The sequence below is a fragment of the Sphingobium sp. LB126 genome, assembly GCF_002795205.1.
In the GTDB taxonomy this organism is placed as follows: Bacteria; Pseudomonadota; Alphaproteobacteria; order Sphingomonadales; family Sphingomonadaceae; genus Sphingobium; species Sphingobium chungbukense.
In genome coordinates, this window is record NZ_NETV01000002.1 from 325,198 (window position 1) to 344,793 (window position 19,596).

Genomic DNA, 19,596 nt, shown 5'->3' on the forward strand with positions numbered 1-19,596 from the left:
GATCCGGTTCGCCGCGTTTCAGCTCCCCGCTGAGGCGTGGCGGCCCGCATCCAGCGTGGCGTTCAGAAGACGCTCGAAATTCTGCTTCATCCGATCGAGCGGCGCCGCCAGCATGAGCGCGCCGAGCAGATCGCCGTCAGGCCCCATGACCGGCACCGCCAATGCCGCCGTGTCGCTCAACATCTCACCGAAGCTGGCGCAATAGCCCTGTTCGCGAATTTCCACCAAGGCGGCGCGGATGGCGCCGGGATCGGTTCGCGTGTTGCCGGTCAGTTGCCGAAGATGGGCGCGGGCCAGATAGTCCTCCACCTGTTCGGGTCCGGCATAGGCCATCAGGAGCCGACCGGCGGCGCTGGCGTAAAGGGGCGCCCGCAGCCCCGCCTGCATGGCGTAGCGCACCGGCTGCGGGCTGTTGCTCGCCTCGATGTAGATGGCCTGCCCGATGTCCCAGTCCGCAATGGCGAATCCCACCGACTCGCGGGTTTCGGCGGCGAGCTGCTTGACCTGGGCGCGGATGATCTCCGGCGCGGACCAGTGGCGCACGATCCGGCTGGCGAAATGATAGGCCGACGGTCCCAGGCGGTATCGCCCCTCCTGACAGGACAGATAATGCATGTCGGTCAGGCCGCGCAGCGTATCGATGAACGTGCTTTTGGGCACTGTCATGGCTGCGCTGAGTTCGGCCAGACTCATGCCGTCCTGTTTGCCCGCCAGCAAAGCCAGCAGATCGAGTACGCGCGTGATGGCCTTTGGTCCTCTGGTCTGGCCCGCCGCGAGATTGGCCTGCTGCATCGTCCCCTGTCCGCCTTTTATTCTTTTCGATGCGCGTGGCATAGCCGTTCGGAATTTCGAACACAATTCGAAAAATCGTTGGACATTATATTTGTGATGCGGTACGAAAATTCGTGCAGCGGATGCGATTTCATGCATTCGCAGGAGGAGAGGTAAACCCAATGGCCACCAGCGCATCCCGGACCATCAAATCCGCGCATCGAGTGCTGGAGATCCTGGAATATTTCGATCAGGATCGCCGCGTTGCCACCGTCATGGAAATGTCGCGCACGCTGAACTATCCGCAATCCAGCACTTCCGAACTGCTCCGCTGCCTGACGCGGCTGGGCTATCTCCATTATAATCGCGTCCGCCGGACCTACAGCCCGACCGCGCGCGTCGCCCTGCTCGGCGCCTGGGTGAAGCCCTCGCTGTTCCGGGGCGGACCGGTGCTGTCCGCGATCGACGAGATCGCCAAGATGACCGGCGAAACGGTGCTGTTGTCGACCAGTTCCAATTATGTGTTGCAGCATCTGCACGTCATCCATGGCAATAATGAGCATGCGCTGGACGCGCATGCGGGCGATCAACTGTCCATCCTGCACAGTACCCAGGGTCGCCTGCTGCTTTCGAGCTATCGAAATGAGGGCATTCGTTCCGCGGTCCATCGCCTGAATGCGGAAGAGACCGACTTGTCGCGGCACGTCCGCGTGGCTGAACTGCTCTCCGAATTCGCCGTGCTGCGCGAGAAGGGCTGGTCCATTGATCAGAATCCCGACGGGGTAGGCTGCGTTGCCGTGTTGCTGCCCTTCGGCCGGAATATGGACCGGTTGACCGTCAGCGTCATCGCCCAGCCCTCGGTGATCGCCGAACGCGGGCAGGAAATTCTGGACCTGCTGCTCAGCCGCAAGTCCAGCATTGCCGCACTGCATCAGGAAGAAGAGGGTGTGGAGCAGGACAACAGCAATGTCGTGAAAATGCCCGAGACGATCAAGATTGCCAGCTATCGTCGGCATTTCGCCTGACATCGGGGCAGGGGCCGGCGTGGACCTCGCGCTCCTGCCCGGCGGGGAGGGGCATGTCCGGTTGACGGAAGCGCCGCTGCCGTCCTCGCCCAGGGGCGACGAAGTGCTGGTGCGCATGGTCTATGCGCCCGTCAACCCGGCCGATCTTCTGGCGATCGAAGGCCGATATTCCTTCGATCTGCCCGCTGACCAGCCCTTGGGCGCCGAGGGCGCAGGAATGGTGGAGGCGGTGGGCGACGCCGTCATCGACCTGCGGCCGGGCGATCTGGTGATGCCGCTCAGCCGAGGCAACTGGTGTGCCAGACGCCTGCTGCCGCGCCGCCATCTGATAGCGCTGCCCGCCGGGTTCGATCCCGTTCAGGCGGCGATGCTGCGGATCAATCCTCCGACCGCCTATCTCCTCCTGCGCAGCGCCGGCCTGCGTCCAGGCGATGCGCTGGTCCAGAATGGCGCGGGATCGGTCGTTGCGCACTGGGTCCGCACCTTTGCAGCGCGCATGGACGTGAAGGTCATCGATGTCGTGCGAACGGTGCATCCCGCGATACCCCACGCACTGCTGGACGGCGACGATCTGGCGGAGCGGGCACGGATCGCTTCCGGCGGCCGACCGATCCGCGCGGCGCTCGATTGCGTGGCGGGCACGGCAACGGGCCGGCTTGCAAGATGCCTGGAGCCGGCCGGGCGTTTGCTGCTGTTCGGTCATCTCTCTGGCGAACCGATCCAGGTCCGTTCGCAATTGCTGACGGGCGGGGGCCTTTCGATCTCGGGTTTCAGCCTTCGTCCTGCGGAAGCGGCGCTGGGTGCCGATGGGGTGGACGCTCTGTTTGGGGAACTGGTCGCGCTCCATGCCGCCGATCCGCCGTCCCTGCCGGTGCGGGCGATCGTCCCGCTCTCCCGTGCGGAGGAGGGAATCGCGCTTGGCCGCACTGGTGGAGACGGACGCGTGCTGTTCGATCTGACGCAATGATATCGGGCATGTGAAGGCCTTGGCCGCGCGGTTGACTTGGAAGGCCGATGCCTGCTGGGGAAGGGGTTCTTATATGGGAACAGCGCGATGAAACTGGACTTTACGCCTGAGGAAACGGCCTTCCGCGATGAGGTGCGCAGCTTCCTCAAGGATGCCCTTCCCGACGATCTGCGACGCAAGATGATCAACCGCGATCATCTGACCAAGGAGGATACGGTGCGATGGCAACGCATCCTCAACGCGCGGGGCTGGGCCGTCACCCATTGGCCGGTCGAATATGGCGGCCAGGCCTGGACCCCGGCGCAGCGCTATATCTTTCAGGAGGAAATGGCGCTGGCCCATGCGCCTGAAGGATCGCCGTTCAACGTCAACATGATCGGTCCGGTGCTGTGCAAATTCGGCACCCCGGCGCAGCAGGAACGCTTCCTCGCCGCAACCGCGAATATCGACATCTGGTGGTGCCAGGGCTTTTCGGAGCCGGGCGCGGGTTCCGACCTTGCGAGCCTGAAGACCACGGCGGTGCGGGACGGCGATCATTATGTGCTGAACGGCCAGAAGATCTGGACGACGCAGGCGCAGCATGCCGACTGGATGTTCGGCCTGTTCAGGACCGACAGCAGCGGTAAGAAGCAGCAGGGCATCACCTTCCTGCTGCTCGACATGAAGACGCCGGGCATCACCGTGCGTCCGATCGAGACGATCGATGGCGAGCATGACGCCAATGAGGTGTTTTTCGACGATGTGCGCGTGCCGGTGGAAAATATCATCGGCGAGGAAGGCCGGGGCTGGGACGTTGCCAAGCATCTGCTGGGCAGCGAACGTAGCGGCATTGCCCGCATCGGCCTGTCGAAGGAACGGCTGTCGCAGCTTCGCGCGCTGGAAACCCGCCTTGCCGCGGACGGCACCCTGACCGGAGAAGAACAGCGCCGCCTTGCCCACAAGCTGGCCGAGGTGGAGGTGGAATTGCGGGCGCTGGAACTGACCCAGTTGCGCGTCGTCGCGGCCGATGCCCATGGCGGCGGGGCCAATGCGGCCGCGTCCATCCTGAAGGTCAAGGGCACCGAGATGCAGCAGCGGATGACCGAACTCGTGACCGAACTTGCGGGGCCGGCCGGGCTTGCCATGCCCGACCATGATCACGCGCCGAACGATCCGGACGATGGTTGGGTCAACGCCGCCGCTCCTTTCTATTTCACAATGCGCAAGGTGTCGATCTTCGGCGGATCCAACGAGGTCCAGAAGAACATCATCGCCAAGACCATGCTGGGACTTTGACGCGCCATGGATTTCGACCTGAACGACGAACAGAAGATGCTGCAGGAAACCGTCACGCGGTTCGTGGCGGAAACCTACGACTTCCAGAAGCGCGAACATGCGCTCAAGACGCCTGAGGGCTGGAGCAGGGAGGCCTATGCGGGGCTTGCGGAGATGGGCCTGCTCGCCTTGCCCTTCGCGGAAGAGGATGGCGGCTTTGGCGGTGGCGGCGTGGAGATGATGATCGTCATGGAGGCGCTGGGGCGCGGCCTGATGGTCGAACCCTATTTCGCGACCGTGGTGCTGGCGGGCGGCGTGCTGCGTCATGGTGCGTCTGCCGAGCAGCGTGCCGACATCGTTCCCGGCATCGTGGCGGGCGAGCATATTCTTGCGTTGGCCCATAGCGAGGCGGGTTTGCCGCGCCACACGTTGATGGCGCGTGCGACCGCGTCGTCGACGGACGACGGGTGGACGCTCGATGGCCGCAAGATCGCTGTGATCCACGGGCAGAGCGCCGATACGTTCGTCGTCAGCGCGATGACGGAAGCGGGACTTTCCCTTTTCCTCGTGGACGCGGCGGCGCAGGGCGTGACCGTCGAGGGCAAGCGCGGCTATGACGGCGTGCCGGTGGCCACCGTCGCTTTTGCAGGCGTCAATGTCGCGAAGGAGGCGTTGATAGGATCGCCGGGGCAGGGGGAGGACATATTGTCCCGCGTGTTTGAGGAGGCGACCGCCGCTCTCGTGGCGGAATCGGTTGGCGCGATGGTGGAGACTTTCGATGTCACCGTCGACTATCTCAAGACCCGCCAGCAGTTCGGCATTGCCATCGGCAGTTTCCAGGCGCTCCAGCATCGCGCCGTCGAAATGCTGATGCAGCTTGAACTGTCGCGCAGCATGTCGATCCTCGCCGCGCTGTCTCTCGATATCGATGCCGATCAGCGGAGCCGCAATATCTCCGCTGCGAAGGCACAGATCGGCAAGTCCGGCCGCATCATCGGCCAGGAAGCGGTGCAGATGCACGGCGCCATCGGCATCACCGCGGAATATAAGGTTGGCCACGCCTTCAAGCGGCTGACCGCGATCGACGCGTTGCTGGGCGATCGCGACTGGCATCTGGCGCGACTGGTGGAAAAGCGGGGCGTCTACCCCGTCGCTGCCTGACGGGGGGGGCGATGGTTTGAACCGCCGGCCCCATTTCTTATCCGGCGGGAACGGTCCCGACCCGTGCCCAGAAGGTCTGCGCTGCGGCGTCGAGCATGTCGGCGCCATAGGTGATCAGGCCCTGCTCCACGCGGTAGAGCATGGCCCATTCATAATGGATGTCCTCGCCGTTCGACGCGCTTTTGCGATAGGCGCGGGCGTGGACGAAGGCGCATTCCCGGTCGATGCCCGTGATGGCGATGATCTCGTCGTGCCTTTCCGCCAGGGCCTGTGCGCAGCCGGTCGCGAAGGCGAGGAAGGCGTCGCGACCGACCAGAGTTTCCTTCGTGCCGCTGGGACCGAACAGGCTGTGCACGACATCGGGATGGAAATATTCGGAAGGGGACGACCGGTTTTCATCGCCGACGGGAAAGACGTCGGGATGTTGCCGCCCCCCTTCCGTGAAGCCGAACATGCGCGTCAACAGCTTCACGGCATCGTTCATCGCCTTGCCCTTATCCTTCCGCCGCCTTGCGCAGCATGACGGCACGCTCGCCGTCCCGCACCACGACCAGTCGCATGCCGGGCTTCATATAATTGACGAAGTCGTCGAAGCTCTCGCGCACGCCCGGATCGATCGGCCGCAAATAGCTGTCCTTGTCGATATTCAGCGTGATCTCCCCGACCCGATCCGCGTCCACGGTGACGGTCGTGGGCGTGAAGGACTTTACCGTGGCCGCGACGGCGCTCGGATTGGCGGCGGACTGTACCCGCGAGTCGAAGGAAACGCGCAGTCGGTCGCTGCTGTTGGCAAGGCCGCAATGCGGCGTGCACGGATGCACGACCAGCACGTCCCCCGGCATATAGTCGGTCGTCGCCCAGCTTTCCGCAGGGATCGCGTCGCGCGGGATGGGGAAGGGATTGGGCTTTCCGACATTGTGGAAATAGCCGCGCTTATTCTGGCCCACCGCCAGCGCGAGCCCGCCCATGTCGCGGGTGCAGGGGGTCAGCGACACCCAGACCGGGCGATAATCCTGAATGCCGGGGCTGTAGAAGCCGTCCTGATGCACGGTGCCCAGCTTGCTGTGCGGCGGATAGGTGCGATATTGCACGATCGGTACGGAGCAGGCCGGTTCGCCCAGTACCTTTTCCATCACCGCCTGATTGGCCGGGTCCTCGATCAGCCGCTTGGCGATTCCGGCATAAAGATCGCTTTCCTCCATACCCCCGACGGAGGGCTTGCCCGTCCACTTGCCCGTCGGGTCGCCCGGCTCGACCAGGCCCATCTTCGCCGCGACCGCGAGCATTTCGTCCCGCGCGCGCGCGACGCTGTCCCGATCGAACACGCCGCGCAGCAGGATATAGCCCTTATCCTCGTAGAAGCGGTTGAGCGCTTCGGGATCGTCCAACAGATGGTTGCAGCTTTCCAGTTCGCCCGCCGCCACGACATCCTGCACGTGCAGGTCCTCGGCTTCGGGGCGATTGATCACATCGACGGTCATCTCTTTCTTCCTCTCCACTCAGGCCGGCCAACCTCCGGAGGCGCCGGGACGGGACCATATTATCACGGCAGGGCATGCGGGGGTGGGATGGTTTTCGTCGACTTTCGGCTGCTATCACTCATTTTTCGTCGTCAGGAGCTTCAACATCTGCATCAGCTTCTCATCCTGCCAGGCGGCGATTTCCGCGACGCTCCGCCCGGCGGCCGCCTGCTCCATCTGTTCGACCAGCATTGCCTGAAGGGCGGGGTCGGCCAGCGGCGGATCGGCCATGGTTTCCCACCGCTTGATGATGCCCGGCCCGAATTTGGGCAGGAATTCGGCGAGGCCACCCACCCCGCCGGACGTGTGGAAGGTGGTGAACTGGCCCTGGATCGCCCATTTGAGCGCGAAGCTGTGCTTCATCGCCTTGTCGATGTCACCGACGCTGGCATAGCCTTCCGCCACCAGCCGCACCGCCTCCCGGAACATGGCGGCGGTCAGCCGGTTGCCGATATGGCCGAATATCTCGCGCTCCAGCCGGATCGGCTGTTTGCCCATCGCGGCATAGAGCGCGAAAGCGGTGTCGATCGCCTGCCCGGCGGTCTGTTCGCCGCCGCCGACCTCCACCAGCGGGATCAGGTGCACCGGATTGAACGGGTGGCCCAGCACGAAGCGATGCGCGGTTGCCAGCCCGGCCTGCAAATCGGTGATGGGCAGGCTGGACGTACTGCTGGCAACAAGCACATCGGCGGGTGTCAGCCGGTCGAGATCGGCAAACAATGCCTGCTTGAGATCGGTACGCTCGGGCGTGCTTTCCTGCACGAAATCCGCGCCCGCAAGCGCGTCGGCCACTGTGTCGTGGACCGAAAAGCGCGCAGACCACTCATCGTCGGCCTTCGCCAACCCGAGTTCCACCATCTGGTCCCAGGCGCCCGACACATGGATGCGGGTACGCTCGCCCGCGCCGGGCATGGGATCGTAAAGACGCACGGCCCGGCCGCTGCCCAGAAAGGCAGCGACCCAGCCATTGCCGATCACCCCGCCGCCGATCGCGGCGACGGTGCTTATGCTGTCCGCGTCGCGATAGGCGGCCATGGCGATCAATATCCCTTGAAGACCGGCTTTTCCTTGTTGGCAAAGGCGGTGGTCGCCGCCTTGTAATCCTGCGTCAGCATCGTCATCGCTTCATAGGCGATGGACAGTTCGCCGGTCAGGTTCACCTGATCGCGGATGCACTTGTTGACCGCCGCCTTCGACCAGCGGACCGCCCACATCGGCTGACCGGCGATCTCGCGCGCGATCTTCAGCGCTTCCTCCAGCACCTGCTCGCGCGGGAAGGCATAGTTGACGAGGCCGATCTCCTCGGCCTTCTTGCCGTTCAGCAGCTTGCCGCGCATCAGATATTCCTTGGCCTTCTGAGGGCCGACCAGCAGCGGCCACATGACCGAGCCGCCGTCGCCGGTCACCAGCCCGACGCGCACATGGGTGTCGCCCAGCTTCGCGTCCTCCGCGACGATGCTCATGTCGCAGAAGGCGAACAGCGACGTGCCGAGGCCGATGGCGTCGCCATTGACCGCCGCGATGATCGGCTGGGGCGTCATCAATATCTGGTCCCAGATGCGCAGCGTGTTGATGGGCACGCGCAGCGCGTATTTCAGGCCATATTCGGTCTGGGCACGCTCCGCCATCAACTTGATGTCGCCGCCGGCGGAGAAGGCCTTGCCCGCGCCGGTCAGCACGATGACCTTGATCCGTTCGTCGCGCGCCAGCTTCAACCAGATGTCCTCCAGCTGCCAGTGATTGTGCGGCCCCACCGCATTCAGCTTGTCGGGGTCGTTCATCGTGACGGTGGTAACGCCATCCTCTGCGATTTCGACCTTGAAGAAATCGAACTCGCTATAGTCGATGTCGCGCTGAAACTCGTTGTCGCTCATAATCGTCTCCGGAAAATCCCTGTGATATTCTCTGTCTCGTTCAGGCCGCGGCGCGGCCTTTCTGCCAGTCGGCGAAACTTTGATCCTTCTCCGCCAGTTCTACCAGAAGCGCGGCGGGTTGCAGCGACGGGTCGCCCGGCGTTTCCGCCGCCATCTCGCGCAGCTTGGCGACGATCGTCGGCAGGCCTGTTTCGTCCGCATAGAACATGGGCCCGCCCAGATGCCGGGGCCAGCCATAGCCGTTGATCCACACCAGATCGACGTCGGACGCGCGCAGCGCGATGCCTTCCTCCAGAATCCGCGCGCCTTCGTTGATGAGGGGGAAGAGCAGCCGTTGCACCATCTCCTCTTCGGCAATTTCGCGGCGGGTGATGCCCAGCTTCTGCGACGTCGCGACGATCAGCGCTTCCGTTTCCGGATTGGGATAAGGGGTGCGATCGCCCGGTTCGTAGCGATAATAGCCCGCGCCGGTCTTCTGCCCCAGCCGCCCGCTTTCCACGATGGCATCGGCGATAGGGAAGGGGGTGCCGCGCCGCTTGCGGATCGAATAGCCGATGTCGAGGCCCGACATGTCGTTGGTGGTCAGCGGCCCCATCGGGAAGCCCAGATTGGTGAGCGCGGCATCCACCTGCTGCGGGAAGGCACCCTGCTGCAACAGCCGTTCGGCCTGTGCGGACCGCTTGGCGACCATGCGGTTGCCGATGAAGCCGTCGCAATTGCCCGACCAGACCGGCACCTTGCCGATGGTCTTGCCCACCGCCATCGCGGTCAGGATGGCGTCGGGGCTGCTGTGTTTGGCGACCACGACTTCCAGCAGCTTCATGACGTTGGCGGGCGAGAAGAAGTGCATGCCGACGAAATCCTGCGGCCGCTCTAGCACCGACGCGATGTCGTCCACGTCCAGCGCGGAGGTGTTGGACGCGAGGATGGTGCCCGGTTTCACCCGCTTTTCGAGATCGGCGAAAATCTCCTTCTTGACGTCCATGTCCTCGAACACGGCCTCGATCACGATATCGGCGTCAGCCGCCGCCGCGCGATCCGTCGCGCCGCCGATCAGCGACAGGCGTTGGTCCATCTGCGCCTGGGTAATGGAACCCCGCTTGACCGAGGTGGCGTAGTTCCCCTTCACCCGTTCCAGCCCGCGATCCAGCGCCTCCTGCGTGGTGTCGATCACGGTGACGGGCACGCCCGCCCCGGCAAAACACATGGCGATGCCGCCGCCCATGGTGCCCGCGCCGATGATTGCCGCTTTCCTGACCGGCCGCGCCTTGGCGGTTTCCGGCAGGCCGGGAATGCGGGCGGCTTCGCGTTCTGCGAAGAAGAGGTGGCGCAGCGCGCGCGACTGGCTGCCCGCCATCAGTTCCCGGATGGCGACGGCGTCGATTTCCAGCGCCGCGTCGAGATCCATGGTGAAGGAACGGCGGATCGAATCGATGTTCGCCTGCGGCGCAAGCTGCCCCTTGCTGCGCGCCGTCAGCTTCTTCGCGAGCGCGTCGAAGGCGGAGGGATCGGCGCGGGTCGCGGCCAGCTTCTCTTCGCGGTCGCGCACTGGCACGGCGGGGATGTTCTCGTCGATCACCCGGCGGGCGAAGGCGGCGCCGATCGCGGCCGGATCGCCTTCCTCCACCGCATCGAGAATGCCGAGTTCCAGCGCTTGCTGCGCGCCGACGGGCTTGCCGGACAGGACATGTTCGAGTGCCTTTTCCGGGCCAATCAAGCGCGGCAGGCGCTGTGTGCCGCCGCCGCCGGCAAAGATGCCGAGATTGATTTCGGGCAGGCCGACCTTGGCGGAAGGGATGGCGACTCGGAAGGCGCAGCCCAGCGCAGTCTCGAACCCGCCGCCTAGCGCAGTGCCGTGAATCGCGGCGACGACCGGTTTGGCCGAGCTTTCCATGGCGGCAATGACTTCCTGCAGAGTGGGCGATTGACGTGGCTTGCCGAATTCGGTGATATCCGCGCCAGCGAAGAAGGTGCGTCCCACGCAGGAAAGCACGATCACCTTTACGGCGGGATCGGCATTCAGTTCTTCCAGAGCGCCGACCAGCCCCTGACGCACGGCCGTTCCCAGTGCGTTAACGGGGGGATTGTCGCTGATGATGAAGCCGATATCGCCTTCAATGCGGGTGGATATCTTTTCGTTGATCTGGATCATGGCTGAATCGTGGGGCCCTGTCTCGAATGGGTCTGGCTTGAAATGGGTCTGAAACCTGCCGCCACAAGCTATCCGCTGGCCGCAACTGTCAAGTTGAGGGGGTGGGCGCGAGCGAGGTATCGCGAATGTGAAGGATCGCCTCGGCAATCTTCGCATCGCGATAATCCCCGATTAGGTCGATGATAGCAGTTTATCCGCGGCATATGAGCCGCCCTATGGGAAGCGATCGGATGCAGTTCGACTTGAATGAAGAGCAGACCATGTTCCGCGACGCGGTAGCCGCTTTCGCGCAGCGCCACCTGGCCGCTGGCGCGCTGGAGCGGGCGCATAGCGACGATTATCCGTGGGAAGTGGCCCGGATGATGGCCGAACAGGGCCTGATCGGGATCACCGTGCCGGAAGACAAGGGCGGCCTGGGCGGCAGCCTGATGGACGCGGTCATCGCGATCGAGACCATCGCGTCGGTGTGCCCCCGCTCCGCGGACGTGGTGCAGGCGGGCAATTTCGGCGCCATCCGCACCTTCGCCCAGTTCGCGACCGACGCGCAGAAGGAACAATATCTGGCGCCGCTGCTGCGCGGCGACGGCCTGATTTCCGTCGCGATGACGGAGCCGAACGCGGGTTCGGCCGTGACCGAGCTGACCACCACGGCGGTCGAGGATGGCGACGGCTATCGCATCACCGGGCAGAAGATCTTCACCACCCACGGCACCCATGCCACCGTGTTCCTGGTCTATGTCCGCTATGGTCCGGGCACCGGCAATATCGGATCGGTGCTGATCGAGCGCGGCCAGGAAGGCTTCACCTTCGGCAAGCCGATCCGTTTCCTGTCAGGCGAGGAATGGAACCCGCTCTTCTTCGACAATGTCTATGTACCCAAGGACAAGGTGCTGCTGGGTCCGGGCGGCTTCAAGAAGCAGATGGCGGGCTTCAACGTGGAGCGCATCGGTAACACGGCGCGCAGCCTGGCGCTGGGCCGCTATGCCTTCAACGCGGCGGTCGAACATGCCAAGACGCGGCGCCAGTTCGGCAAGGCGCTGTGCGAGTTCCAGGGGCTGCAGTGGAAGTTCGCGGAAATGAAGCTGAAGCTGGATGCCGCGCAGCTGCTGCTCTATCGTGCCGCCACCAACGCGGACGCGGGCTTGCCTTCGCCGGAGGAAACCGCGATCGCCAAGGTCGCGTGCAACCGCGCCGGTTTTGAATGTGCGAATGAGGCGATCCAGATCATGGGCGGCGCAGGATACAGCCAGGACAGCCTGGTCGAATATTGCCTGCGTCGCACGCGCGGATGGATGATTGCGGGCGGCGCGATCGAAGTGTTGCTCAACCGCATTGCAGAGGGCGTTTTCGACATGCGTTTCCCCCAGGGACCGGCGAAAAGCTGAAGCGGCACGCCAAGGAGAGGATCGGACAATGAACGACATGGCCAGCGTTTCGGGGCAGGCAGCCGCGGTGACGGCGGATCGCATCCCGGTCGATGCCTATATCTCGCGCGATTATGCGAGGATCGAGAAGGAACGGCTCTGGCCCAAAGTGTGGCAGGTCGCCTGCCGGGCAGAGGAGATTCCGAACGCTGGCGATTTCTATACCTATGACATTGCCGATGAATCCATTTCGGTCGTCCGTCAGAAGGACGGGTCGATCGCGGCCTATTTCAACGTCTGCCCTCACCGGGGCAGGCGGCTGACCGAAGGCTGCGGGCGGATGGGCAAGTTCCACTGCAAATATCATGGCTGGCAGTGGAGCCTGGACGGCAAGCCGACGGAGATCGTCGACCGGCACGACTGGGGCAATGCCCTGCCGGACGAGGATGTCACCCTGCAAAGGGTGAAGGTCGGCCAGTGGGGCGGCTGGGTCTTCATCAACATGGACCCGGACAGTGAAAGCCTGGAGGATTTCCTGGGCGAAGCCAAGACGATCCTCGACCCGTTCGAGATCGAGCATATGCGCTATGCCTGGCGCAAGCGCATCGTCATGCCCTGCAACTGGAAGACGGCGCAGGAAGCCTTCATGGAAGGCTATCATGTGCAGACGACGCACCGCCAGCTGCTCGCCTACCAGGACGACTACACCTATTCGAAGGCCTATGGGAAACATGCGATGTTCGGCTATGCGCCGACCGCGCTGTTCGGCCTGCCCAGCCCGCGCATCAGCGACCAGAGCGGTGACATCCGCAAGGGTTTCTACGAATTCAACAAGGAAATCTGGGACACGTTGCAGGCGACCACCACGCAGGAGATGCTGGCGGCGGGCAGGCGGCTGATGGAATTGCCCGAAGGGGTCGACCCCTTCACCATGTATGGCGCCTTTGCCCAGTTCCATGCGGAGGAATCGGCGAAGAGCGGTCGTCCCTTCCCGGCGGTCACGGGCGAGCAGCTGATGAAGGCGGGAACGGACTGGAACATCTTCCCCAACCTCGTCTTCCTGCAACAGGCGACCAACGTGCTCTTCTATCGCGCGCGTCCCTATGGCGACGATCCCGACAAGTGCATCTTCGAGGTCAATGTGCTGGAACGCTACGCGCCCGGCACGGAGCCGAAGGTCGAGGTGGAGGATGGCGGTGACGGCAGCAACGGCAAGTGGCGCGACCTCAACTGGGGCCTCATCCTGGACCAGGACTTCCAGAATATGGAAGAGGTGCAGAAGGGCATGAAGTCGCAGGCCTTCAAGGTCGCCCGGACCAACCCGGTGCAGGAGGTGGAGATCAGCAATTTCCACCGCGTCTATCATCAATATGTGGGGAAGGTGGACTGAATGGTCGAGGCGAAGTTCGACGAGGTTGCCGACTTTGTCATCATCGGATCGGGCGGCGGGGCGATGGCGGCGGGCCTGTACCTGAAATCCATCGGCAAGACGCCGGTGATCCTGGAAAAGACCGACAAGCTGGGCGGATCGACCGCCATGTCGGGCGGCGTGCTGTGGGTGCCCAACAACCATCTGCTGAAGGCCAAGGGCATTGAGGACAGCCATGATAAGGCGCGCACCTACATGGACGCGACCGTCGGTCACGACGGCGGGTCGGGCGCCACGCCGGAGCGCAAGGAGGCCTATCTGCGCAACGGCCCGGTCATGTTGAAATGGCTGGAAGAGCAGGGCATGAAATGGCTGCACACCGAAGGCTGGTCGGATTATTATGACGACCGGCCCGGCGGCGTGACGCGCAGCCGGTCGATCGGCGCGCCGATGCTGGACGCGCGCGAGATGGGGCCGTTGTTCGACAAATTGCGCCTTGGCCCGATGGTGATGCCGCTGCCGACCGACAAGGCGGGCATCATTGGCCTGGCCACCCGCACCCCGCGCGGCATGTGGGAGGGGTTGAAGTTGTTGTGGCGCATGCGCGTGGTGGAAAAGCGCGGCAAGCCGATCCTGAGTTTCGGCGGCGCGTTGCAGGGGCGGCTGCTGATGCTGGCGGACAAGGCCGGGGTCGACATGCGCACCGACCATGGCGTCACCGAACTGATCGAGGAGGATGGCCGCATCGTCGGCGTCGTCGCGAACCATGGCGGCCAGACCCTGCGCATCGGCGCGCGGGACGGCGTGCTGATCAATGCGGGCGGATTTTCCCGCAATGCGGAGATGCGCAAGCGGTACGGCCCGCAGCCCAGTTCCGTCGAATGGACCAACGCCAATCCCGGCGACACGGGCGAGATGATCCAGATTGCCGAGAAGCATGGCGCCGCGCTGGACCTGATGGACCAGGCCTGGTGGGTTCCCGGAACGGTGGTGCCCGAAGGCGGACCGGCGAACATGCATAATACGGATATTTCCAAGCCGCATTGCATCATCGTCAATCGTCAGGGACGTCGCATCCTCAATGAAAGCGGCTCCTACATGGAAAATGGCCAGCGTCTGTACCGCAATGACGTGCCTGCCTATGTCATCCTCGATAGCCGTCATCGCAAGCGTTACGCCTGGGGCTATTATCCGCCGGGCAAGACGCCGCAGTCCTGGCTGGACAGCGGGATGATGAAGAAGGCGGATTCGATCGAGGAACTCGCGCGGATCACCGGCATCGACGCCGAGGGACTGAAGGCCGAGATCGAGAAGTTCAACGGATATTGCGAAACCGGCAAGGATCTGGACTTCAACCGGGGCGGGCGCGGCTATGACAATTGTTTCGGCGATCCGACGGTCAAGCCCAACCCCAACCTCGGCAAGATAGACAAGCCGCCTTTCTATGTGATGGAGATCGTGCCAGGCGACGTCGGCACGTCGGGCGGCATCGTCACCGACGAGGATGCCCGTGTCCTGCGCGCCGACGGGTCGGTGATCGCGGGGCTCTACGCCACCGGCAACTCCACCGCATCGGTGATGGGCCGCTGCTACCCGGCGGCGGGCGCCAGCATCGGCGCGTCCTTCATCTTCGGATGGATCGCCGCCCACCATGCCGTGGGCAGCAATAGCTGATCAGGAAACCAGCCTCTCCCCATTGGGGGGGCTGGTCGTCCGTGGGGTTCAGGTGCCGCCGGTCTTGGCCTTCGGCCGCGGCCTCGTCCGCCATTCGCTGGCCGTCATGCCGGCATGCTGACGAAACATCGCCCGGAACAACCGGCTGTCCGAATAGCCGACCAGTTGCGCGATCCGGTCCACCGAGCGCGTCGATTTGTCGAGCATGCGCACCGCCGCCTGAAAGCGGAGTTGCCCGACATAGGCCTTGGGCGCAAGACCGAGCGCCTTGTGAAAGCGTCGGTTGAGCGTCGCCGGGCTCGTCGACAGATGCTTCGCCAATTCTGCCATGTTGATCGGCCCGGTGAAACGCTGCTCGATCCATAGCTGCGCCCTGGCGACCATGGGATCGGGTGCGAGCAGTTCCTTCTCCTCATAGTCCTGCCCGACGATCGAGGAGAGCCAGCGCGCGATATCGGGGGAGATCATCCGCTCCAGTACCCGGATGATCAATTGCAGATCATTGCCCATGCCGTTGCCGATCAGCAAATGACCGTGATCGACCAGTCCGAACCGTTCCTCGAACGGCTGGCGGGGGAACAGCGTGCGTGTCAGCGGTTGCATCGCCCGCGCCACCGGAACCGCGAGATCGGATGTGAAGCCGCCCGCCATCAGCAGCGTTGACGCCGCTCCGCTCGCGCCGATCACCGCGCCCATTTCCGATTGTCGACGAAGCCAGTCGATCAGCGGTCCGGCCTCCGCCAGGCGGCGCTCCAACGGTTCGCGCCCTCCCGCGCGGAAAGCCGGCAGCCAGATGAAGGCCATCGGTTCCTCTCCGTTCGCGGAGCCGTCGACCGGAAAGGACCGTCCGTCGCCCAGCACGACCGGCTCGCCATCGGCGGACAGGATATGAAGCTGGGTCTCCATGCGCATCTCTTCCTCGCCCGCGAAAACATGCTCCACCCGATCGCGCGCGATCAGGAAGCTGTCCATCAGCGCGCCGACGCTGCTGGAATAGGCGCCGGGCAGCGCGACAAGGGCGAAGTCGAAGGCCATGGGTGAGAGAAAACAACCGGTATATGCGCAAATACTCCCTGTCAATCTTCCCCTTGCTGCGCGAACAGCAGGGTTGCGCGCTGGACGGACATGCCCTTCTGCTCCATCGGCATCGTCGACAAGGAAAGAGCCTGCATGCCCGAACCGATACGCCATTATGACCGCCTTGCTGGGAAAGTGGCAATCGTCACGGGCGCTGGCGCGGAAGGGGATGATATTGGCATCGGCCGTTCCATCGCGCTGCTGATGGCAGCGGAAGGCGCGCAGCTTGTCTGCGCCGATCTCGACCTCGCCCGCGCGCAAGCGACGGCCGAACGGATCGAAACCAATGGCGGGCGCGCGGTTGCGGCCGGGGGCGACGTGGGCGACCCGGCTGTCTGCGGCAAGCTGGTCGACGCAGCCATGGCGGCATTTGGCAGGCTCGACATATTGGTCAACAATGTGGGAATATCGGGACCGGCCACGCTCGAAACCATGACGCTCGACCAGTGGAACCGGACCCTGACGACCAATCTCACCAGCGTGATGCTGATGAGCCAGTCGGCCATTCCGCATATGGCCCGTAACGGCGGCGGAGCGATCATCAATATCTCCTCGCTGGCCGGTATCAGGGCCATGGGCGCCATCGCCTACGGACCGTCCAAGGCGGCGATGGCGCAACTGTCGCGCGAGATCGGCGTGCTCCACGGCCGCCAGGGGATCCGCGTCAACACGGTGGCGCCCGGCCATGTCATGACGCCTCACGCGGCGCGCTACATGTCCGAAGAAATGCGTGAGACGCGCCGGAAGGTGAGCCCCCTCGGCATCGAGGGCGATGCCTGGGACGTGGCGCAGGCGGTGCTGTTCCTGGCGAGCGATGAGGCGCGCTTCGTCAATGGCGTCGAACTGGCTGTCGATGGCGGCGTGGTGGGGATCGGGCCGCTTGCCGGTCATGCCTTCATCGCGGAAAGCTGATGGGACAGCCCTGCAAATATCACGACTGCGATCAATCTGGCCTGCGCGTTCGGGAAGATTGAGTAAAAATATCCTTTCGACATGATCCTTCACAGAGCCGCAACAGCGGCCAGACCGGCGACAGTGCCGGACGATCAGGAGAGGAAGGATGACCATGTTCCGGTCCGCATTGCTTGCCGCCACATCGCTCTTCGCCACCGCCGCCGCAGCGCAGGACGCCGCGCCTCAGGCATCGGGCATGGCCCAGGCGCCCGACATCGTCGTGACCGCCCGCCGGCGCGAGGAAGCGTTGCAGGATGTGCCCATTTCGATCACCGCGGTCAGCGGCGACTCGCTCGCGCGGAGCGGCGTCAGCGATGCGCTGGGGCTGCAAAGCCGCGTGCCCTCGCTCAGCCTGACCAACCAGGGTACCAGCCGCAACGAGCTGGGCTTCGCCATCCGCGGTCAGCGCACCCAGGAATCGCAGTTGCTCACCGATCCGCCGGTCGGCACCTATTTCGCTGAAGTGGTCCAGGCCCGCAGCGTCGGCTTCGCCTATGCGCTCTACGACCTTCAATCGACCCAGGTCCTGAAGGGCGTGCAGGGCACGCTGTTCGGTCGCAACATGACCGGCGGCGCGGTCCTGATCGAACCCAACAAGCCGGTGGACGATTTCCATGCCGAGTTGCGCGGCCAGATCGGCAATTATGACATGCGTGACCTTTACGGCATGGTGAACATACCCCTCACTGACGGACTGGGCGTGCGTTTCGCGGGCAAGATCAGGAAGCGTGACGGCTTCACCAGAGATGTGCTGACCGGTCGCGACTATGACGACCAGGATTACAAGACCTTCCGTACCTCGATCCGCTTTGCGCCGACGCCCGAATTCGAATCCAATACGATCATCGATTACATCAAGACGAACGAACATGGCACGGCATTGGTCGGCACCGCCGCCAATCCCGCGGCGCCCGCCATCGCCGGCTATGCGACGCTGCGCGGCTTCGGCATTCCGGTATCGGACGTCATCGGCCAGTTCGCGGCGCAGCAGGCACGGCCGCATTATAGATTCGCGTCGGGATCGGGAACCGGCGGCACTCTCGATGCCTATCAGACCCAGCCCTATGAACGGCTGAAGAACCGCGGCGTCACGAACCGCACCACCTACAGCCTCGACAATATCACGTTCAAGAATGTCGTCGGCTATCGCAAGCTGGATTTCGACCAGGTCATGGATCTGGACGGCGTGCCCGCCTATCTCATCAATTCCAATCGCTATCGCAGCATCGAACAGTTCAGCGAGGAATTCCAGATCCAGGGCAAGGCGATTGAGAACCGGCTCGATTATGTGCTGGGCGCTTATTATTTCGTCGAGAAGGGCAAGGACGGTTCGACGTCGAGCCAGTTCCCGGAACTGGCGATCGCCGGCTCCGGATTGCCGCTCAACACGCCCGCCGCGACTTTCCTCAACGCCTATGCGGGCAGCGGCAAGGCGAAGACTTTTGCGCTGTTCGCGGCGGGCACCTATGCCTTCACCGACCAGTTCAAGGTTTCGGCGGGCATCCGCTACACGACCGACAAGCGTAATGCGCGAATCTTCGCTTATTATCCCAATCTGGGCACATGCCTGTTCCGTGTGGACACCGGCACCACCTCTTTCGTCCCCGCGACGCTGGCCGACTGCCCCCAGACCAACAGCAAGAAATGGGATGCCTTCACCTGGGACGTCACGCTGCAATATGAACCCAACGCGAATCTGACGACCTATATCTCGACCCGGCGCGGTTTCCGGTCGGGCGGCTTCTCGCTTCGCGCGGCGTCGACCGAAGAGTTGCGACCCTTCGACCCTGAAACAGTGCAGGAATATGAAGCCGGGCTCAAGACGCGTCATGGGCTGGGTGGAGCGACGCTGACCGGCAATCTCGCCATCTTCTATCAGGACTATAAGAACGTCCAGAAGCAGACCTCGTCGATCGACAGTGCGGGCAATGTCAACACGATCATCGACAATACCGCCCGGCAGAAGAATTATGGCGGCGAACTGGAACTGGGTCTTATCGCGGGTCCGCTCAACATCAGCGCCTTCTATTCCTATGTCGGCGTGAAGATCAGCCAGGGCCGCCAACCGGGCGAATTCGCGCTGGTCGGATCGCCTCATCATCAGATGGGCGCCAATGTCAGCTATGAAATCCCCCTGCCGGGCGATGCGGGCGCGATCAACCTCAACGCCAATATCAGCTATCGCACGAAACAGCATCTCGACAAGAATGACGTGCTGGCGACCGAGCCGGGTTATGAACTGGTCAACCTGCGCGCGGGTTGGGAGAATATCTTCGGCACGGGTCTGGGTGCCGCCGCCTTCGTCAACAATCTGACGAAGAGCTATTACCGGGTGGGCGTGATCGGCATCTACAATGAGGCGGGTTACATTTCCTCGGTCTATGGCGAACCGCGCACCTACGGGATGGAACTGTCCTATAAATTCTAATCGGGT

General features: G+C 63.6%; 16 protein-coding genes. 9 read left to right on the forward strand and 7 right to left on the reverse strand.

The window, feature by feature from the left end; translation table 11 throughout:
- Positions 1–18: 18 nt before the first annotated feature.
- Positions 19–792, reverse strand: coding sequence for an IclR family transcriptional regulator (locus CAF53_RS17715; protein WP_046763872.1), 774 nt, complete (start codon positions 790–792; stop codon positions 19–21).
- A 161-nt stretch (positions 793–953) separates the two neighbouring features.
- On the opposite strand from CAF53_RS17715, the gene CAF53_RS17720 reads away from it, so the two are divergent.
- The 4 genes from CAF53_RS17720 (at position 954) to CAF53_RS17735 (ending at position 5,178) form a co-directional block, all read left to right on the forward strand.
- Positions 954–1,796: a helix-turn-helix domain-containing protein gene (locus tag CAF53_RS17720; RefSeq protein WP_100239050.1), complete on the forward strand. Its 843-nt coding sequence runs from the start codon at positions 954–956 to the stop codon at positions 1,794–1,796.
- A gap of 19 nt (positions 1,797–1,815) precedes the next feature.
- Positions 1,816–2,763: a 2-enoyl thioester reductase domain-containing protein gene (locus CAF53_RS17725; RefSeq protein ID WP_100239542.1), complete on the forward strand. Its 948-nt coding sequence runs from the start codon at positions 1,816–1,818 to the stop codon at positions 2,761–2,763.
- 87 nt (positions 2,764–2,850) lie between these two features.
- Positions 2,851–4,038: an acyl-CoA dehydrogenase family protein gene (locus CAF53_RS17730; protein ID WP_100239051.1), complete on the forward strand. Its 1,188-nt coding sequence runs from the start codon at positions 2,851–2,853 to the stop codon at positions 4,036–4,038.
- Positions 4,039–4,044: 6 nt separating this feature from the next.
- Positions 4,045–5,178, forward strand: coding sequence for an acyl-CoA dehydrogenase family protein (locus tag CAF53_RS17735; RefSeq protein ID WP_100239052.1), 1,134 nt, complete (start codon positions 4,045–4,047; stop codon positions 5,176–5,178).
- 37 nt (positions 5,179–5,215) lie between these two features.
- On the opposite strand, the gene CAF53_RS17740 is transcribed toward CAF53_RS17735, so the two are convergent.
- The 5 genes from CAF53_RS17740 to CAF53_RS17760 all read right to left on the reverse strand — a co-directional run bounded on the left by CAF53_RS17740 (position 5,216) and on the right by CAF53_RS17760 (position 10,724).
- The gene (locus CAF53_RS17740) at positions 5,216–5,662 is read right to left on the reverse strand and encodes a nuclear transport factor 2 family protein (RefSeq protein ID WP_100239053.1); all 447 of its coding nucleotides are present in this window, start codon (positions 5,660–5,662) and stop codon (positions 5,216–5,218) included.
- 10 nt (positions 5,663–5,672) lie between these two features.
- Positions 5,673–6,659, reverse strand: coding sequence for a phytanoyl-CoA dioxygenase family protein (locus CAF53_RS17745; RefSeq protein WP_046763877.1), 987 nt, complete (start codon positions 6,657–6,659; stop codon positions 5,673–5,675).
- Positions 6,660–6,773: 114 nt separating this feature from the next.
- Positions 6,774–7,733: a 3-hydroxyacyl-CoA dehydrogenase NAD-binding domain-containing protein gene (locus CAF53_RS17750; protein WP_100239543.1), complete on the reverse strand. Its 960-nt coding sequence runs from the start codon at positions 7,731–7,733 to the stop codon at positions 6,774–6,776.
- 5 nt (positions 7,734–7,738) lie between these two features.
- Positions 7,739–8,572 (reverse strand): enoyl-CoA hydratase-related protein, encoded by an 834-nt coding sequence (locus CAF53_RS17755; protein WP_046763878.1) that lies wholly within the window; start codon positions 8,570–8,572, stop codon positions 7,739–7,741.
- 40 nt (positions 8,573–8,612) lie between these two features.
- Positions 8,613–10,724 (reverse strand): 3-hydroxyacyl-CoA dehydrogenase NAD-binding domain-containing protein, encoded by a 2,112-nt coding sequence (locus CAF53_RS17760; protein ID WP_197707473.1) that lies wholly within the window; start codon positions 10,722–10,724, stop codon positions 8,613–8,615.
- Positions 10,725–10,954: 230 nt separating this feature from the next.
- On the opposite strand from CAF53_RS17760, the gene CAF53_RS17765 reads away from it, so the two are divergent.
- Genes CAF53_RS17765 through CAF53_RS17775 form a run of 3 tightly spaced genes read left to right on the forward strand, consistent with a single transcriptional unit; the run spans position 10,955 to position 15,131 of the window.
- The gene (locus CAF53_RS17765) at positions 10,955–12,109 is read left to right on the forward strand and encodes an acyl-CoA dehydrogenase family protein (protein ID WP_046764107.1); all 1,155 of its coding nucleotides are present in this window, start codon (positions 10,955–10,957) and stop codon (positions 12,107–12,109) included.
- Between the two features lie 28 nt (positions 12,110–12,137).
- Positions 12,138–13,478: an SRPBCC family protein gene (locus CAF53_RS17770; protein WP_100239054.1), complete on the forward strand. Its 1,341-nt coding sequence runs from the start codon at positions 12,138–12,140 to the stop codon at positions 13,476–13,478.
- Positions 13,479–15,131, forward strand: coding sequence for an FAD-binding protein (locus CAF53_RS17775; RefSeq protein WP_100239055.1), 1,653 nt, complete (start codon positions 13,479–13,481; stop codon positions 15,129–15,131).
- A 48-nt stretch (positions 15,132–15,179) separates the two neighbouring features.
- Here CAF53_RS17775 and CAF53_RS17780 read toward each other — a convergent pair whose 3' ends face one another.
- Positions 15,180–16,166 carry a helix-turn-helix domain-containing protein gene (locus tag CAF53_RS17780; RefSeq protein ID WP_100239056.1) on the reverse strand — a complete coding sequence of 329 codons (987 nt, stop codon included), beginning with the start codon at positions 16,164–16,166 and terminating at the stop codon, positions 15,180–15,182.
- Positions 16,167–16,301: 135 nt separating this feature from the next.
- Here CAF53_RS17780 and CAF53_RS17785 point away from each other — a divergent pair, with 135 nt between their 5' ends.
- Both CAF53_RS17785 and CAF53_RS17790 read left to right on the forward strand, forming a co-directional pair.
- Entirely contained in the window at positions 16,302–17,120 is an 819-nt protein-coding gene (locus tag CAF53_RS17785; RefSeq protein ID WP_100239057.1) for an SDR family NAD(P)-dependent oxidoreductase, read from the forward strand.
- A gap of 148 nt (positions 17,121–17,268) precedes the next feature.
- The gene (locus CAF53_RS17790) at positions 17,269–19,590 is read left to right on the forward strand and encodes a TonB-dependent receptor (RefSeq protein WP_046763883.1); all 2,322 of its coding nucleotides are present in this window, start codon (positions 17,269–17,271) and stop codon (positions 19,588–19,590) included.
- Positions 19,591–19,596 lie beyond the last annotated feature (6 nt).

Excerpts from the sequence above, each read along its gene's own strand:
- CAF53_RS17775 (WP_100239055.1), top strand. The coding sequence starts at position 13,479 with ATGGTCGAGGCGAAGTTCGACGAGGTTGCCGACTTTGTCATCATCGGA.
- CAF53_RS17740 (WP_100239053.1), bottom strand. The coding sequence starts at position 5,662 with ATGAACGATGCCGTGAAGCTGTTGACGCGCATGTTCGGCTTCACGGAA.
- CAF53_RS17760 (WP_197707473.1), bottom strand. The coding sequence starts at position 10,724 with ATGATCCAGATCAACGAAAAGATATCCACCCGCATTGAAGGCGATATC.
- CAF53_RS17750 (WP_100239543.1), bottom strand. The coding sequence starts at position 7,733 with ATGGCCGCCTATCGCGACGCGGACAGCATAAGCACCGTCGCCGCGATC.
- CAF53_RS17745 (WP_046763877.1), bottom strand. The coding sequence starts at position 6,659 with ATGACCGTCGATGTGATCAATCGCCCCGAAGCCGAGGACCTGCACGTG.
- CAF53_RS17780 (WP_100239056.1), bottom strand. The coding sequence starts at position 16,166 with ATGGCCTTCGACTTCGCCCTTGTCGCGCTGCCCGGCGCCTATTCCAGC.
- CAF53_RS17755 (WP_046763878.1), bottom strand. The coding sequence starts at position 8,572 with ATGAGCGACAACGAGTTTCAGCGCGACATCGACTATAGCGAGTTCGAT.
- CAF53_RS17730 (WP_100239051.1), top strand. The coding sequence starts at position 2,851 with ATGAAACTGGACTTTACGCCTGAGGAAACGGCCTTCCGCGATGAGGTG.
- CAF53_RS17765 (WP_046764107.1), top strand. The coding sequence starts at position 10,955 with ATGCAGTTCGACTTGAATGAAGAGCAGACCATGTTCCGCGACGCGGTA.
- CAF53_RS17735 (WP_100239052.1), top strand. The coding sequence starts at position 4,045 with ATGGATTTCGACCTGAACGACGAACAGAAGATGCTGCAGGAAACCGTC.
- CAF53_RS17790 (WP_046763883.1), top strand. The coding sequence starts at position 17,269 with ATGACCATGTTCCGGTCCGCATTGCTTGCCGCCACATCGCTCTTCGCC.
- CAF53_RS17720 (WP_100239050.1), top strand. The coding sequence starts at position 954 with ATGGCCACCAGCGCATCCCGGACCATCAAATCCGCGCATCGAGTGCTG.
- CAF53_RS17715 (WP_046763872.1), bottom strand. The coding sequence starts at position 792 with ATGCAGCAGGCCAATCTCGCGGCGGGCCAGACCAGAGGACCAAAGGCC.
- CAF53_RS17770 (WP_100239054.1), top strand. The coding sequence starts at position 12,138 with ATGAACGACATGGCCAGCGTTTCGGGGCAGGCAGCCGCGGTGACGGCG.
- CAF53_RS17785 (WP_100239057.1), top strand. The coding sequence starts at position 16,302 with ATGCCCGAACCGATACGCCATTATGACCGCCTTGCTGGGAAAGTGGCA.